The organism is Sulfurimonas sediminis, from assembly GCF_014905115.1.
In the GTDB taxonomy this organism is placed as follows: Bacteria; Campylobacterota; Campylobacteria; order Campylobacterales; family Sulfurimonadaceae; genus Sulfurimonas; species Sulfurimonas sediminis.
On record NZ_CP041235.1, the window covers coordinates 1,015,558 to 1,030,643 of the forward strand.

The window sequence follows — 15,086 nt, forward strand, 5'->3', positions numbered from 1 at the left end:
TATGAGTAAACAGGCAATTAAAGTAGAAAATCTGGTCAAAAATTTCGGCAAGGGTGATTCTCTTGTTGAGGTCTTAAACGGGGCATCTTTTCGTGTAGACAAAGGCGAGCTTGTAGCGCTTGTTGCCCCCAGCGGTGCAGGAAAAACAACACTGCTTATGATGATAGGCTGTGTGGAAGAGCCGACAAGTGGAAAAATATGGCTTGGTGATGAAAAAGTCTATGATAACAAATGGCTGACAAAAGAGACAAGAAAAATAAGACGGGAAAAAATTGGCTTTATTTTTCAGGCACACTATCTGATTCCTTTTTTGAATATTTTGGAAAATATCACTTTGGTGCCACAGGCAAACGGTGTCTCGGACGAGGAGAGCAAAAAAATAGCGATGGAGCTTTTGGAGTATTTTGACATTGCTGACAAGGCGTACTCCATGCCTTCACAACTCTCAGGCGGACAAAACCAAAGAGCTGCCATAGCACGGGCTTTGGCAAACAAGCCTCAAATCATACTTGCAGATGAGCCAACAGCTGCACTCGATTCCAAGCGTTCCGTTGATGTTGTAAAGATGCTCAAAAAGATAGCCATAGAGCAGAATGTGGCGGTAATCATGGTGACACATGATGAAGCAATGTTGCCACTTTGCGACAGAATCTTAAAGATAGAAGACAAAAAGGTTGTTTCTTCCAAAATATCTGGAGAAAATATGATACTTTGACTTTTATGTGAGATTAGATATACTTATGCAAACGAAACGGATAAGTATGGATCACAAAAAACTCATTATTGCTGTATTTATTATTGTTTTACTAAATATGCTGTTTTTTTTAGAATTTAACAGAATGCAGATGAAAAATATTTTTAGAAATGCAGATGAGATGGCATTGAGTATTGAAAATAAAATGCGTCTGAGTATAAATGCGGTAGAGTATTTACATGTAGCCGCAGAGCAGATTTTTAAAAATAAAGAGAATCTCAAGCCAAATGAGGCTTTACATGTAAAGTATGTCAATGAAAACGGCACCTATGCACTCGATGAAAACAAAGATGTAAATTTATTGGGTTTTGGCAAAAATGCACTTTCGGACAAAAGATTGCTCCAGGAGATGGAAGCGGCACTGCAACTCACTCCGTTTTTTCAACTGGTTGCTGAACAAAATAAAAATTTTGCCTGGATTTATTACTATTCGAAAAATCATTTTACGGTTCTTTACCCTTATGTTTCCTCTGCAGATTTTCAGTTTAGCCCTGTGGTTGAGAAAAAACCCTTTTATCATGATGCAACTCCCCAGGCCAATCCTCAAAAAAAACTCTTTTTGACACCTTTGTATATGGATGCCATAGGCAAAGGGCTTATGGTGACTGTCGGCAAGCCTTTGTATTACAAAAAGCATTTTTTGGGGACACTTGATGTGGATATAACACTGAACAATTTTGACAATCTGCTTGCACGCCTGGATTATTTTAATAATGAAAGTGTGATCTATAATAACAAAAACCAGATAGTGGCAAGCCATAATCTGATACAGGATTTCAACCGAAGCAAAATATACAAGATAGATGATTTTCTGGATGTCTCCGTACGAAATATGAATGAAACTTCAGAATCTCTTCAATTCAAAGACTCTCAATATATTTTTGTCAAAAGACTCCCGTATGTACATTTGCACTTTGTTTACAGAGTGCAGGCACACACTCTTTGGTTTAAATCTTTTTTATATACCTTTCCTATTTTTCTTTTGATGCTTTTGAGCCTTTATCTGATTTTTCTATACCAAAAAGCAAAATACATAAATTACAAACTGAAACTGCAGGCAATACAGGATTATATGACAGGGGCATATAACAGAAGATATTTTTTTGAAGTTGCCAGGGCAATTTTTTCTAAAGCGCTGCGAAAACATACCAAGTTGGCTGTAGTGATGATGGATATTGATGATTTTAAGAGTGTCAATGATACTTATGGTCACGATGCAGGTGACCTGGCAATCATAGAAGTGAAAAAGATTTTAGAAAAAAATCTGCGAAGATATGATCTGTTTGCACGGTTTGGAGGGGAAGAATTTTGTGTTGTTCTTGATGATATTTCCAAAGAGGATGTAAAAAAACTTTTTGAAAAAATAAGAAAAGATTTTGAAAACAACATCATCATATATAACAATATGAAAATCAGATATACAGTTTCTTTTGGCATAGCATACGAGATGGCGGATTCTCTGGAAAAATTGATAAAAACGGCAGATGAAGCATTGTACGAATCCAAGAAAAACGGAAAGAACCGGGTTACACTCTACGAAGTCTAATATATTAATGGCAATAAGTTAAGTATTTAGTTGGAACCGGTACTTTAGTGCCGGCTGAGAGTGGCAAGACTATTACAACAGCCGGCACTGAAGTACCGGTTCCGAGAAAGCATTAATTTTCTTAATTTAATGGCATTAGAGGTGCCCTTAAGACAAGATTAACAATAATGCTACTATAATAATTGAACGACAGTCGGTCAAAAATACTTTTGGAGGGTTATGTTGGCAATTATAGTTGACAAAGAACAGAAAAAAAAAGATATTGCTCTTGGAACAAAAGCGTTAATTCTTAAAGACGGAATTAACAATATAACAATTTCTCAGATTGCAAAAGCTGCCAACATAGGCAAAGGCACGGTGTATGAATATTTCAAGAACAAAGATGAGATAGTCTTTGAACTGGTTGGAATTTTGATGCAGGAGCATAACGAGAGAAAAGAGAAACAACTCTCACTGCATGTAAGCACACGAGAAAAAGTAAAAAGCTTTTTTGGCTTTTTTTATGCCGATGCAGATAGAGAACTGCGTGAAATATACAAGCAGTTTACTGCGATTGCTCTGAGCAGTACAAATGAAGAGATGGTTACTTTTCAAACAGAGTGTTATACTTTGTATGAAAAATGGATGGAAAATATCATAGAAGAGGGTATAGAAAAAAACGAGTTAAAGAGTGAAGCAAAAGAGTTGGTTATGGGTATTTTTGCTTTTGCTCAGGGTACTTTTATTATGAGTGTTACCACAAGTGCCATAGAAGATTTAAAACAAAAAATAGATACGCAAATAGATATTTTATTTGATTTAATGGAGAAATGATTATGAAAAAACTACTTTTACTCACTGTTGTCCCCGCTCTTTTATTTGGAGATGACCTGAAATCACTTTTAGAATTTGCAAAAGAGAATAACAATCTTGTCAATGCCTCCAAAATAGCAGTACATGCAAAAGCAAAAGAGGTACAAAGTGCCACAAGCAATTATTTCCCTACGGTAGATGTGAGTGCTTTTTATAAAAGAGATGACAAACCGAGTCCTTTTTTCCCGGGAACAACATACGGAGCAAGGGCGAAAATCGGGTTTGACATCTATGACGGCGGGAAAAAATCATATACAAAAAAACAAAAAGAGAATGAAAAAAAATCTGCTTCTTTTAGTTATAAAGATACAAAAAAATCTATTCTTCTTGGGATAACAGAGGATTATTATAATCTCAAAAGTCTGCAGGCCTCTTTGGGTGCGACGATAGAAGCTTCCAAAGCAGTCAAAGCACAGCTTGAAAGAGTGCGACATTTTTATGAAGCTGATCTTGCTACAAGTGATGATGTGGACAGACTCCAATCTGCATATGACAGCACTTTGTATGCAATAGAATCTACAAAATTTCAAATAACAGCGCTGCATAAAGCACTTGAACTCAAAGTCGGAAAAAAAATAAACACTTTAAAAAATTCACAGTTTGACAAAAGAGCAGCACAAAATGAAGAGCTTCTCGACAGTATCGAGTCGCTCAGGTACAAAAAAGCAGCATTGCAAAATTTAGGCGAAACGGTTGAGAGCTATTATTATCCTACTATCCGTATAGAAGATACCTATTCGTTTTATGGGTATCAGGATAAGCCGACTTTTGGGGGAATTCCCATTGCCTACCTTGACAAACAAAATGAGCTGATGGCTACAGTCGGCTTGAGACTGTTCGATTTTGGGACACTCAAAGAGCAAAAAGAGGCTCTGAAACTGCAGGCTGATGCACTGAATCAGCAGATTATTTACAAATCAAAAGAACAACAGATGCAGCAAGAGTTGGCACAAGAGCGAATTCATACAGCCAAACTCAATATTAAAAGTTCGAAAAGTGCACTCAAAGCGGCAAAAAGTGCTTTAAAAACTATCACAGAAAAGTACAATGCAGGCATAGTGGACAATGTCGTCTATCTTGATGCGCTTTCGGCAAAAACAGAGGCAAAAGCAAGGTATGAAAAAGCACGCAATGATCTTGAAATAGCCTATGGCATTTATTACTATTATAACAATAAAAATTTAGAGGAGTTTGTTAAATGAAAAAAATATTTATAGCTTTAATCACCCTGGTGAGTCTCTCTTATGCGCAAAAAGTTTATGCAACATTTGATGTGGCAGCACAAAAGAGTGCCAATCTGGCTTTTACTGCGAGCGGAATTGTAAAAAAAGTCAATGTCGATATCGGTTCGGTAGTGAGCCAAAACCAAATACTGGCAAAACTTGGAAACAAAGATATAAAAGCAATGCTTGAAAAAACACAAATAGTTTTTAAGTTTGCTTCAAGAGAACTCAAAAGACAGGAAAAAATCAAAAAGCTTATAGATGCAAGCAAATATGACAAAATCCTCAGCAATTATGAAAATGCAAAAGCATCGGTTGCCTATCAGCAGGCTTTGTATGAAAAGACAATTTTAAAAGCACCCTTTGCAGGTGTTATTTATGACAAAAGCATAGAAGTCGGCGATGCAGTCAGCGGTCTGATGCTTAAAACTGTTTTTAAAATACAAAGTATTCATGCAAGAAAGCTGATATTGGAATTTGATCAAAAATATCACGGTATTGTAAAAGTCGGACAAACCTTTGAGTATAAGATAGACGGAGACAGCAAGACCTACACAGGTGTTATCTCCAAAGTCTATCCGTATGCAAATTTTGACAACAGAAAGATAAAAGCGGAAGTAGAGGCAAAAGATTTTACAGTCGGGCTTTTTGGTGACGGTATGATACTGGTTGACGGAAAATAACGATGTACAAATTAGCGATTAACAGACCAATTGCCACACTGATGTATGTCATAACATTGGTGATTTTTGGCTATATGAGTTTTAAAAGCATGCCCTCGGCACTCTATCCGAATGTTGATTTTCCTATAGTGACAGTCAAAACAATCTATCCGGGTGTTGAAGCCGATACGATAGAATCACAGGTCACAGAAAAAATAGAAGAGGCCATTTCACGCATAGGCGGAGTGGACAGCATCACATCCACAAGCAGTGACGGCGCATCTGTTGTTATGGTGAAATTCTTCTTAGAACGCAATATTGATGAAGCGACTAATGATGTGCGTGACAAAGTCTCAGCTGTTATCTTGCCAAAAGATGCACAAACGCCACTTGTGAGTAAACTCGATATCGGCGGGGCTCCTGTTATCAATGTTTTTTTAACAGCAAAAAAAGACACCTTGCAAAACCTGATGGTATTTGCCGATGAGAAAGTAAAACCGGCTATTCAAAAGATCAACGGTGTCGGTGCTATAAATATCATCGGTTACAAAGACAGAGAGATAAAAATCTTTCCCGATATTTACAAGCTTAATAAATTTGGCATTACCATCAAAGAGTTAAATGATATTGTAGCAGAAGAAAATGTCAAAATCGGCGGTGGAAAACTGATCACAAAAACCAAAGAGATTATCTTAAAAACAAAAGCGGATGCCCTGAGCGTGAAGCAACTCCAAGACATTATAGTAAAAGATGATTTAAGACTCAAAGATTTGGCAACAGTTGTTGATTCTTTGAGTGATGCAAAAAGCTACTCATCATACAATGGTATACCGGGTGTTATGCTTGAAGTGCAAAAAATTTCAGGAACAAATACGATAGATATAGTAAAACGCGTCAAAGAAGCCGTGCCGCAGCTAAAAAAAATGGCTGGCGAAAAATATGGGGTAGAACTGCTCCAGGATACTACGCCTTTTATCATTCACTCACTTGAAGATGTAAAATTTGACCTTATTTACGGTGCCATTTTGGCAGTTATTATCATCTTCGGTTTTTTGAGAAACTTTACTATTACTCTGGTTTCGGCACTCTCTATTCCTATCTCTATTCTTGGTACGATTGCTTTAATGAATCTGATGGGGTATAACCTGAATAAAATGACACTCATCGGTTTGACGCTTGCTATCGGAATTATCATAGATGATGCCATCGTTGTGTTGGAGAATATCTACAAAAAGATGGAAGCAGGTATGGGCAAGTTTGAAGCCGCACTGTATGGAGTCAAAGAGATGGCATTCGCTATTCTTGCAATTTCGGCAATGTTGCTTGCTGTTTTTCTTCCGGTTGCACATATGAGCGGAATTGTCGGAAAATTCTTTGAAAGTTTTGCAATGACGGTAGGGTTTGCCGTTATTATTTCCTATACGGTTGCGATGAGTTTTATGCCGAGTTTGAGCGCAAGAGTATTGCATAAAGGAGAGAGCAGGTTTTATAATATTACAGAACCGATTTTTCAACGCTTAGACAAAATATATGCTGCAACACTGAGTTTTGTGCTCCGTTTTAAATTTTTGACACTTCTTTTTGTTCTTGGGGTGTTTGTTGCCTCGCTTTCTCTTTTTCCAAAAATCGGTATGGATTTTCTGCCAAAAGAAGATAAAGCAGAGTTTGAAGTAAAACTCAGAGCCGATGCGGGCATCAGTTTGGATGAAATGATACGAGAGTCCAAAGTGATTGAAAATTTAATCAGAGCTGACAAAAATGTTGTTTTTACAACCTTGAGTGTGGGCTATAACAGTGTGCATGAGAAAAACAAGGCACTTATTTATGTCAAACTTACGCCTAAGGGCAGCAGAAAAAAGAATCAAGAAGAGATTATTCAGGAGTTCCGTAAAAAGCTCAAACCTTTTTCCAAAGAGATGTTTATTACAGCAGCGGCAATTCCAAACATCAAAGGTGCCGGGGTAAGTGTACCGTATCAAATTGTACTGACATCGGATTCTTTTGCCAAGCTTGATGTGGCGAGAAAAAATCTGATGGAGTATCTGGCGAAGAAAAAAGGCTTTGTTGATATTGACTCTAATCTTGATGAGGGCAAACCACAGATTGACATCAATATAGTCCGTGAAAATGCCAACAGAATGGGAATCAGTGCAGCACAGATAGCAAAGGCTGTCTCCATCGCCTTTTCAAGTGACTTGGAAATTTCCTATTTTGAACAAAACGGAAAACAGTACAAAATTACCCTGCGACTGCCTGACAAAGATCGTGTAAGCATAGATGATCTCAAAAAAATCCAACTCAGAGCTAAAAACGGTGAGTTGGTTTTTCTTGACGGTCTTGTCACATTTCACAATGCAAGGTCTTTGGCTTCGATATATCACTACAACCGACAAAGACAGGTGACAATTTATTCTGATTTGTTTGGGCTTGATCTGGGCGGGGCTGTCAAGTATACCCGTGCAAAAATAGATGAGTTGCTGCCTGAGGGAGTGCAGTATAAATTTACAGGCTTTGCCGAAGAGATGGAAAAAACTGCCAAGGCTTTTGGCGTAGCTCTTGGTTTGTCTGTCATTTTAATGTTTATCATCCTGGCGATTTTGTATGAGTCGCTTATTCAGCCTGTTATCATTATGATGGCATTGCCACTGAGTATTATCGGGGTTATGCTGGCTTTGTATCTGACACATTTGCATTTCAGTCTCTTTGTGATGATTGGATTTATGCTGCTTATGGGTATGGTCGGTAAAAATGCCGTACTGCTTGTTGACTTTGCCAATGAAGCAGTAGCGCGGGGAAAAGATGCCAATGCCGCACTGCTTGAAGCGGGAGAAAAAAGACTGCGCCCGATTTTGATGACAACAATTGCGATGATATTTGCGATGCTTCCATTGGCGCTGAGCAACTCTTTGGGAAGTGAAACAAAAGCACCGATGGCAATAGCCATCATAGGCGGCCTTTTAAGTTCGATGGTGCTAACATTGCTTGTTGTGCCTGTAATTTATAAAATGATAAACCCGATTGATCAATGGCTCAGAAAATGGTATGAGAAAAAAATACAGAGTGATACTGAATAAGGAGTAGATTATGCAGGTTCTAAAAAAATATTGGTTGGCTGTTGTTATAGCTGTTTTGTTGGTGAGTGCCGGTGCTATGATTTACAAAAAACTGCATCCAAAAACACTTCCTGCAAATTTGGTTGAAGGGACAGGTCGTATGGACGGTGATCTGGTAAACCTCAATGCAAAATATGCAGGAAGACTGGATAAAATATTTGTTGATGACGGTGTGCCTGTGCATAAAGGAATGGTTGTGGGTGTCTTAAAAAGCAAAGAATTTGCAGCACAAAAAGCTGGGCTTGATGCACAGATTCAGGCAAAAAAACAGCAACTTGCAGCACAAAAAATCGAAGAAAAAATTGCACAGACAACCATTCCGCTTTTAGAAAAAAAAGCAAAAGCACAGCTTGTCTCAGCCCAAGCCTCGCAACAGGCATTTGAAAAAAATATTCTGATACAAAAAGATGTCGTTGCCCAGGCAAAAAGAGATTTCAAACGCTCTCAACGATTGTATAAAAACAAAAGTATTGACAAACACAAACTGGAACTTGCACAACTCAAAAGAGATACAGAAAATAAAAAGCTCTCTGCACTGCAGCAACAGCTAAAAAAAGTAAAATCAGGAGTAACTTTGGCTCGTATTGCACTTTTGGATGCGCAGGCATCACAGAAAAAACTTTTTGCCATTGCCGCAAATATTCAGGCCCTGCAAGATGGCATAGAAGCTGCAAAAGCATCCAAAGCACAAATAGAAGCGATGATACAGGAGATGACACTTGTCTCACCTGTTGATGGAATTACGGTAGAAAAGATTGCCAACGAGGGCGAGGTGATAGCTCCCGGTATGCCGGTAGCCACACTTTTGGATCCCCACTCCTTGTATCTGAAAATATTTGTTGACACACTGCAAAACGGAAAAATAAAACTGGGTGACAAAGCGGTAATATTTCTTGATGCCTATCCAAATCATCCGATACAGGCAAAAGTAGTGCGAATTGCCCAAAAAGCGGAATTTACGCCCAAAGAGGTCAGTGTGCGTTCAGACAGAATTCAAAGAGTGTTTGCCGTGCATCTCAAACCACTGGCAATTGACCCCTTGTTAAAACTCGGTATACCGGCTGTGGGAGTTGTGTCACTTGATGGCAAAGGCCTGCCAACTTCACTCAATGATATTCCGGTACTCTAAAACAAGATGTCTCTTCTTGAAGTAAAAAACATCCGGGTCTCTTACAAAAAAAGAGTCGGCATACACAATGCCTCATTAGAAGCAAACAGTGGAGAGATTATCGGTTTTATAGGAGCAGACGGTGCAGGAAAAAGTTCTCTTATACATGCTGTAGCCGGTGTTATCCGTTTTGAGGGTGAGATTGTTTATGATGGTATCGCGTACCACTCACCCAAAGAGGCAGAAAAAGTAAAACCTTTTATCGGACTGATGCCACAGGGAATAGGGCTTGTCCTTTATGATACTTTGAGTGTAGGGGAGCATTTGGAGTTTTTTGCCGATATTCGCAATGTTACAAAAGATGAAAAATTTCTTGCATATAGAGAAAAACTGCTTCATATGGCAGGACTGAGCGATTTTGTCGAGAGAGAAGCCGGCAAACTCAGTGGCGGGATGATGCAAAAACTCTCACTTATCTGCACACTTCTGCATCGTCCGAAACTTCTTATTTTGGATGAACCGACAACCGGAGTGGATCCTTTGAGCCGTTTGGAACTGTGGGAGATTCTCGACAGTATACGCAAAGAAGAAGGAACAGTCATTCTAGTAAGCACTGCTTATATGCAAGAAGCCTCCAAAATGGACAAAATTTTTCTTTTTGACGAAGGAGAAATCATTGCCCGCGGCACAAATGAAGAGCTTATTGACTCCATTCGTCCCTATGTTTATGAAGAGGTTACATGTAAAGAAGCGTGCCTGAGTTTTAACAAGCGTACCTATTCGCTGCAGCCTTTACATGTAAAGCAGGCAGAACCTACTTTGGAGGGACTCTTTTTTGTGAATGCTCTGCAAAAGAAAAAGCTCCTGCCTAAGGTTGTCATAACAAAACGAGACAAAGAAATCGCAATACCGCCTGTTGTAATGCACGCATATGGTATCACAAAAAGATTTGGCAGTTTTACGGCAAATGACCATGTGGACATAGAACTCAAACGGGGTGAAATTTTGGGTCTGCTGGGTGCAAACGGCGCAGGAAAAACGACATTTATTAAAATGCTTTTGGGTCTGTACCCGATAGACGAGGGGACACTTACCCTGCTTGAAAAAGTCATCCGCAGCGGAGATGACCGTCAAACACTTAAGTCCAAAATCGGCTATGTAAGTCAGCATTTTGCACTCTACAATGACATGACTGTACGGGAAAACCTGATTTATTTTGCCAATATGCATCAGATTCCTCTCAAAACTGCCTTAAAAAGAATTGAGCAGTATGCCAATGAACTCGGCTTTAAAGAGTATATGGATGAATTGCCAACTGCGCTTCCTCTGGGCGTAAATCAGCGTTTTTCCATAGCTGCGGCACTTTTACACGAACCGCTTGTGCTGTTTTTGGATGAGCCTACAAGCGGTGTGGATACCATTGCAAGAGCGCAGTTTTGGGAAATTTTGAAAAAGCTCAAAGAGCAGTGGCATATATCTATTTTGATAACCACACACTATATGAGTGAAGCGGAGTACTGTGACCGAGTGGTACTGCTCAAACAGGGAAAAAAGATTGCAGACGATACCATAGAAAATTTTTATAAATCACATCCCGATGCAAAGAGTTTTGAAGATATTTTCTTGACATATTATAAGGATAGAAAATGAAACTAATAACCATCAAAGCCTATATATTGAAAGAATTTATGGAGCTTTACAGGACGCGTCTGATTGTAATGGTATATTTGTTGCCGAGTATGATTGTATTGCTCTTTGGGTATGGAATTCGTATGGATGTTACACATGCAAGAATTTTGATTCTAGACAATGATCAGAGCAAATTTTCACAAGTGCTTACTTCCAAGTTTGAACATAGCAAATACTTTAATGCAAAGGTGTTACATGTAAGTGAAAAAGAGGCACTTCGCTCTATAAAACAGGCTAAAACCGATGCAGTTTTAATCATTCCAAGTTCATTTGAAAAACGACTTTTACATGCTCAAAAAAGTGAAATCGGTATTTTTGTAGATGCTTCTTTTCCGACAAGGGCTACGACTATTGAGGGATATATCAAGGGGACTGTGCTTGATGGGGTAAGTGAGGTGGCACAAAGAAGCGGTTTGTCTGCAAAAGGGCTTATTGTGTTAAATCAGCGTACGCTTTTCAATCAGGCAATGCGGGATGAAGATGCCATAGTTCCAGGACTCATAGGGCTTGTGCTTTTGGTGGCTCCTGCAATTTTGGCAGCACTTCTTATAGTAAAAGAGAAAGAGAGAGGGACCATTTTTAATTTTTATGCTTCGCCTTTGAGTAAGGGAGAGTTCTTGCTTGCAAAGCTTTTTCCTGCTTTTTTACTGCATTCTGTGAATATTTTTATACTCTTTTTGCTTGCAGTTTATCTGTTTGATGTTCCTTTTCGGGGAAGTTTTATGCTCTACTGGCTCAGCAGTGAACTTTATATTCTTATCAGCCTCTCTATCGGTATGCTTATTTCTAAGTACCTAATCAAAAATAAAACCAAAAAAAGAACAGAAATTGCTTATGCCTAAATATGAGACATAGTAGCTATATAAAATTAGACGAAAAAGAAGAGTTAGAGCTTTATAAATTCATAGAGGAATCCAATAAAGCCAGAGAGAAGAAAAGAGCGATGGGAGTACTTCTAAATTCACAAAAGATAAGTGTTTTAGAAATATCAAAAAAGTTGAGTTCATGTACGGATGCAGTTTATAATTGGTTAATTCGGTATAAGAGAGGAGGAGTAGCCAGCCTTAAGGATATACCACAACAAGGGCGACCGAAAATACTAAAAGTTGAAGATGAAGATAAGATAAAAGAAGTTTTTAAAAAATAAACTCAGTATAAGTGCTGCAATCACAAAATTGGGAAAAAAGATTACTAAGGTTTTTTCTAAATCAACGCTCAGAAGATACCTTAAAGAGATGGGGTTCAGCTATAAGCGATTACGATTTGTTCCTGCAAAGAAACCAGATAATACGCTTTATGAAGAGAAAAAGAGGCACTTGCAAAAGTATGATTTACTCGCACAACAAGGCAAAATCAATCATTATTACTTTGATGAAAGTGGTTTTTCTGTTAACTCAAATATCCCTTATTCCTGGTCACCTGTAAATGCAACAATGGTGATTAAATCTTTCCACGCAAAAAGGTTTAATGTTCTTGGTTTTATCTCCAAACAAGAAGATCTAAAAGCATACATCAAGGAGTCCTCTGTAACAAGTGATACTGTTATTGAAGTCTTTGATGACTTCTCTCTTCAACTTACGAAGCCTACTGTGGTAACATTGGATAATGCATCCTTTCACAAAAGTAAAAAATTCAGAGAGAATATCCCAAAATGGGCAAATAGAGGTCTTACTTTAATCTATCTACCTCCTTACTCTCCAGAACTCAATATTATTGAAATTCTTTGGAAATTTATCAAATATCACTGGATGGAAATGTCTGCTTATCAAAGCTATACTGCAATGAAAGAATATGTTGAGCGAATGCTTAATGAATATGGAGATAAGAGAGTCATAGATTTTACACTGTATGAGAAGAAATTTTACCCTTTGGTTATGGTTGATTAATTGGTTTTATTTTTGGATAGGTACTTATCATTACAAGCAGACAAATTGTTGCCGTTGTTTTGACCATTATTATCACCATAATTCCGGGGTTTTTATACTCTGGTATGCTTATGCCGATATCTTCCATGAGTGGCGAGTCGTATATTGAAGCGCATATGTTTCCGGTGATGTATTATACGCATATTCTTTATGATACATTTTTGATAGGACAGGGTTTGGCGTCTGAAAAAATTATCATGTATCTGTTGATACTTGTCGGGTTTGTTGTGGGGCTTTTTACTATCGGTACCTTATTGCTGAAAAAGGAGATGAAATAATGCGGATATTTGCTATGATTGTCTCCAAAGAACTGCTGAGTTTTTTACGCTCTATAGGATTAGTCGCTGTTGTACTTTATTCGTTTACGGCAGATGTATATATAGCCGGTTCCGGCATACAGATAAAACCGCGCAATGTTGTTGTCGGGTATGTTGACAAAACAGGCGGAGGAGTAAGCCAAAAGATACTTGCACGCTTGCATCAACCGGAGTTTAAACCACCGATTGCCTTCCTTTCGCAAAAAGCACTCTCTAATGCTATTTTTAACAAAGAGGTTATGGTCGGAATACTCTTTGACTCTGATTTTGAAAAAAACTACAAGAGCGGAAAAAAAGCACAGATCAATCTTTTGCTCGATGCTACTGCCGCATCGCAAAGTCTCACGACATTTATGTATCTGCAAAATATTGTATTTGACTTCCAATCTGTAAACTTTCCGATTGAATTAAAGTCACACAAACTTTTTAATCAAAATGCGGACAATCACAGTTTTATGGCATTGACAGAACTGCTTTCAATTATAACCCTGCTGATAGTCATTTTGACGGCGATTGTTTTTGTCAAAGAAAAAGAGGACGGCACCTGGGATATTATGCTGCTTACTCCGGTCAATCCCAAGATTATAATACTGGCAAAAAGTTTTTCGCAGGTGCTCATTGTCATGGCAGGCGTTGTACTCTCTTTGGGATTTGTGCTTTTTGACCAGTTTGATGTACCGCTCAACGGATCATTTTGGGCATTTATGCTCCTGACATTCTTGTACTCTGTTTCGAGTGCGGGTATAGGACTTTTTGTAGCGGCAGTCTCTAAAGATGTGATACAGGTGGCTCAGCTTTCTATCATTATTATGATGCCGTTGATTTTTCTCAGTGGTGCCTGGACCCCCGTCTATGCTATGCATCCGGTATTTCAAACTCTCTCTTTGTTTTCACCGCTTCGCTATTACATAGAAGCAACGGAGAGTATCTTTTTCAGAGGAACGGCGTTTATAGATTTGTGGCCATATTTTAGCGGAGTTCTTCTTCTGGGGACTCTGTTGTATTGGTACGGTTTTAGAAAAATCGGAAAATTGTTTTAAATCAAAGCTCTGTTTTTATTTTTTTACTATAATAAAGAAAAAAGAGGGATTTTTTATGGCATTGGTATATATTGAGCAAGTTGAAGATATGGATGTGGAGGAGATGCAAAAAACTCATGAAAATGAGATTAAAATTTTAAATGCAATCGATAATCTTGCGATCTCTTACGATCGGGGGGAAGCGACACTCGAAGAACTTGAAGCAAAAATCGAGGAGTATGTGAAGCATGTTCATGAACACTTTGCAAACGAAGAACGTTTGATGCAGGAGTATAATTTTCCTTCTTATGATATGCACAAAACTGCACATGATATGTTTTTGGAAGAGCTGAATATGGCTCTTAAAAATTGGAAAAACTATAAAAAGGTTTCAAAAATTACTGATTTTATCCGCAGAGCACCCGAATGGATAGTCTTACATGTAAACACAGTGGACTACCCGACTGCAAATTATCTTGCAAAAAAGATGAAAGGTTTGTAAAACCTATTCATCATCTTCGTCGTCTTCAAAATCACTCAGATCAAATTCGATTTTTACAGGTTCTTCTACAACTTCTTTGATATCGGTGATGTTTTGGGGCGAAATATTAAGCGCCATTGCTACAAATGTTGCCAATGCGTTATCTTTTACAATTTCCTGGCATGCTTCAGAAGTATTGTAAATCGTAAGGATTTGATTTTTTGTAAGTACGTCACCCGGGTTTATCCCCAATTCTGCCGCAATATTGTGCAAGTCCGGACGATTGAGCAAAACACCCTCAACCTTCATACAAAAGCCTGTTCTTAATTTCTTATTTGGATACATTGTTACTCCTATTCTTAAAATGTTTCTTTTGGTCGATTATAGCCAAAAAATT

General features: G+C 38.2%; 15 protein-coding genes. 14 read left to right on the forward strand and 1 reads right to left on the reverse strand.

Features of this window, described 5'->3' with window-relative positions:
• Position 1 precedes the first annotated feature (1 nt).
• From FJR45_RS05485 to FJR45_RS05550, 14 genes are all read left to right on the forward strand, one after another.
• Positions 2 to 715, forward strand: coding sequence for an ABC transporter ATP-binding protein (locus tag FJR45_RS05485; protein ID WP_193151716.1), 714 nt, complete (start codon positions 2 to 4; stop codon positions 713 to 715).
• 46 nt (positions 716 to 761) lie between these two features.
• Positions 762 to 2,300 (forward strand): sensor domain-containing diguanylate cyclase, encoded by a 1,539-nt coding sequence (locus tag FJR45_RS05490; RefSeq protein WP_193151717.1) that lies wholly within the window; start codon positions 762 to 764, stop codon positions 2,298 to 2,300.
• Positions 2,301 to 2,519: 219 nt separating this feature from the next.
• Complete coding sequence (locus FJR45_RS05495; RefSeq protein ID WP_226966487.1) at positions 2,520 to 3,113, forward strand: TetR/AcrR family transcriptional regulator; 594 nt, start codon at positions 2,520 to 2,522, stop codon at positions 3,111 to 3,113.
• A gap of 2 nt (positions 3,114 to 3,115) precedes the next feature.
• Positions 3,116 to 4,354, forward strand: coding sequence for a TolC family protein (locus FJR45_RS05500; protein WP_193151718.1), 1,239 nt, complete (start codon positions 3,116 to 3,118; stop codon positions 4,352 to 4,354).
• On the forward strand, positions 4,351 to 5,058 hold the full coding sequence (locus FJR45_RS05505) for an efflux RND transporter periplasmic adaptor subunit (RefSeq protein ID WP_193151719.1): 708 nt from the start codon (positions 4,351 to 4,353) through the stop codon (positions 5,056 to 5,058). Before FJR45_RS05500 ends, FJR45_RS05505 begins: the two co-directional genes overlap by 4 nt.
• Before the next feature lie 2 nt (positions 5,059 to 5,060).
• The gene (locus FJR45_RS05510; protein WP_193151720.1) at positions 5,061 to 8,111 is read left to right on the forward strand and encodes an efflux RND transporter permease subunit; all 3,051 of its coding nucleotides are present in this window, start codon (positions 5,061 to 5,063) and stop codon (positions 8,109 to 8,111) included.
• Between the two features lie 10 nt (positions 8,112 to 8,121).
• Positions 8,122 to 9,279 (forward strand): HlyD family secretion protein, encoded by a 1,158-nt coding sequence (locus FJR45_RS05515; protein WP_193151721.1) that lies wholly within the window; start codon positions 8,122 to 8,124, stop codon positions 9,277 to 9,279.
• Between the two features lie 6 nt (positions 9,280 to 9,285).
• Positions 9,286 to 10,908, forward strand: coding sequence for an ATP-binding cassette domain-containing protein (locus FJR45_RS05520; RefSeq protein WP_193151722.1), 1,623 nt, complete (start codon positions 9,286 to 9,288; stop codon positions 10,906 to 10,908).
• On the forward strand, positions 10,905 to 11,789 hold the full coding sequence (locus tag FJR45_RS05525) for an ABC transporter permease (protein WP_226966488.1): 885 nt from the start codon (positions 10,905 to 10,907) through the stop codon (positions 11,787 to 11,789). Before FJR45_RS05520 ends, FJR45_RS05525 begins: the two co-directional genes overlap by 4 nt.
• A gap of 2 nt (positions 11,790 to 11,791) precedes the next feature.
• Positions 11,792 to 12,094 carry a helix-turn-helix domain-containing protein gene (locus tag FJR45_RS05530; RefSeq protein ID WP_193151010.1) on the forward strand — a complete coding sequence of 101 codons (303 nt, stop codon included), beginning with the start codon at positions 11,792 to 11,794 and terminating at the stop codon, positions 12,092 to 12,094.
• Positions 12,095 to 12,113: 19 nt separating this feature from the next.
• Complete coding sequence (locus FJR45_RS05535; protein WP_264299336.1) at positions 12,114 to 12,833, forward strand: IS630 family transposase; 720 nt, start codon at positions 12,114 to 12,116, stop codon at positions 12,831 to 12,833.
• A 110-nt stretch (positions 12,834 to 12,943) separates the two neighbouring features.
• Entirely contained in the window at positions 12,944 to 13,150 is a 207-nt protein-coding gene (locus FJR45_RS05540) for a hypothetical protein (protein WP_193151723.1), read from the forward strand.
• On the forward strand, positions 13,150 to 14,229 hold the full coding sequence (locus tag FJR45_RS05545; protein WP_193151724.1) for an ABC transporter permease: 1,080 nt from the start codon (positions 13,150 to 13,152) through the stop codon (positions 14,227 to 14,229). The genes FJR45_RS05540 and FJR45_RS05545 overlap by 1 nt, the downstream gene beginning before the upstream one ends.
• Before the next feature lie 55 nt (positions 14,230 to 14,284).
• Positions 14,285 to 14,710 (forward strand): bacteriohemerythrin, encoded by a 426-nt coding sequence (locus FJR45_RS05550; RefSeq protein ID WP_193151725.1) that lies wholly within the window; start codon positions 14,285 to 14,287, stop codon positions 14,708 to 14,710.
• A 3-nt stretch (positions 14,711 to 14,713) separates the two neighbouring features.
• Here the strand turns inward: FJR45_RS05550 and FJR45_RS05555 are convergent, their stop codons facing one another.
• On the reverse strand, positions 14,714 to 15,034 hold the full coding sequence (locus tag FJR45_RS05555) for a hypothetical protein (protein WP_193151726.1): 321 nt from the start codon (positions 15,032 to 15,034) through the stop codon (positions 14,714 to 14,716).
• Between the last annotated feature and the right edge of the window lie 52 nt (positions 15,035 to 15,086).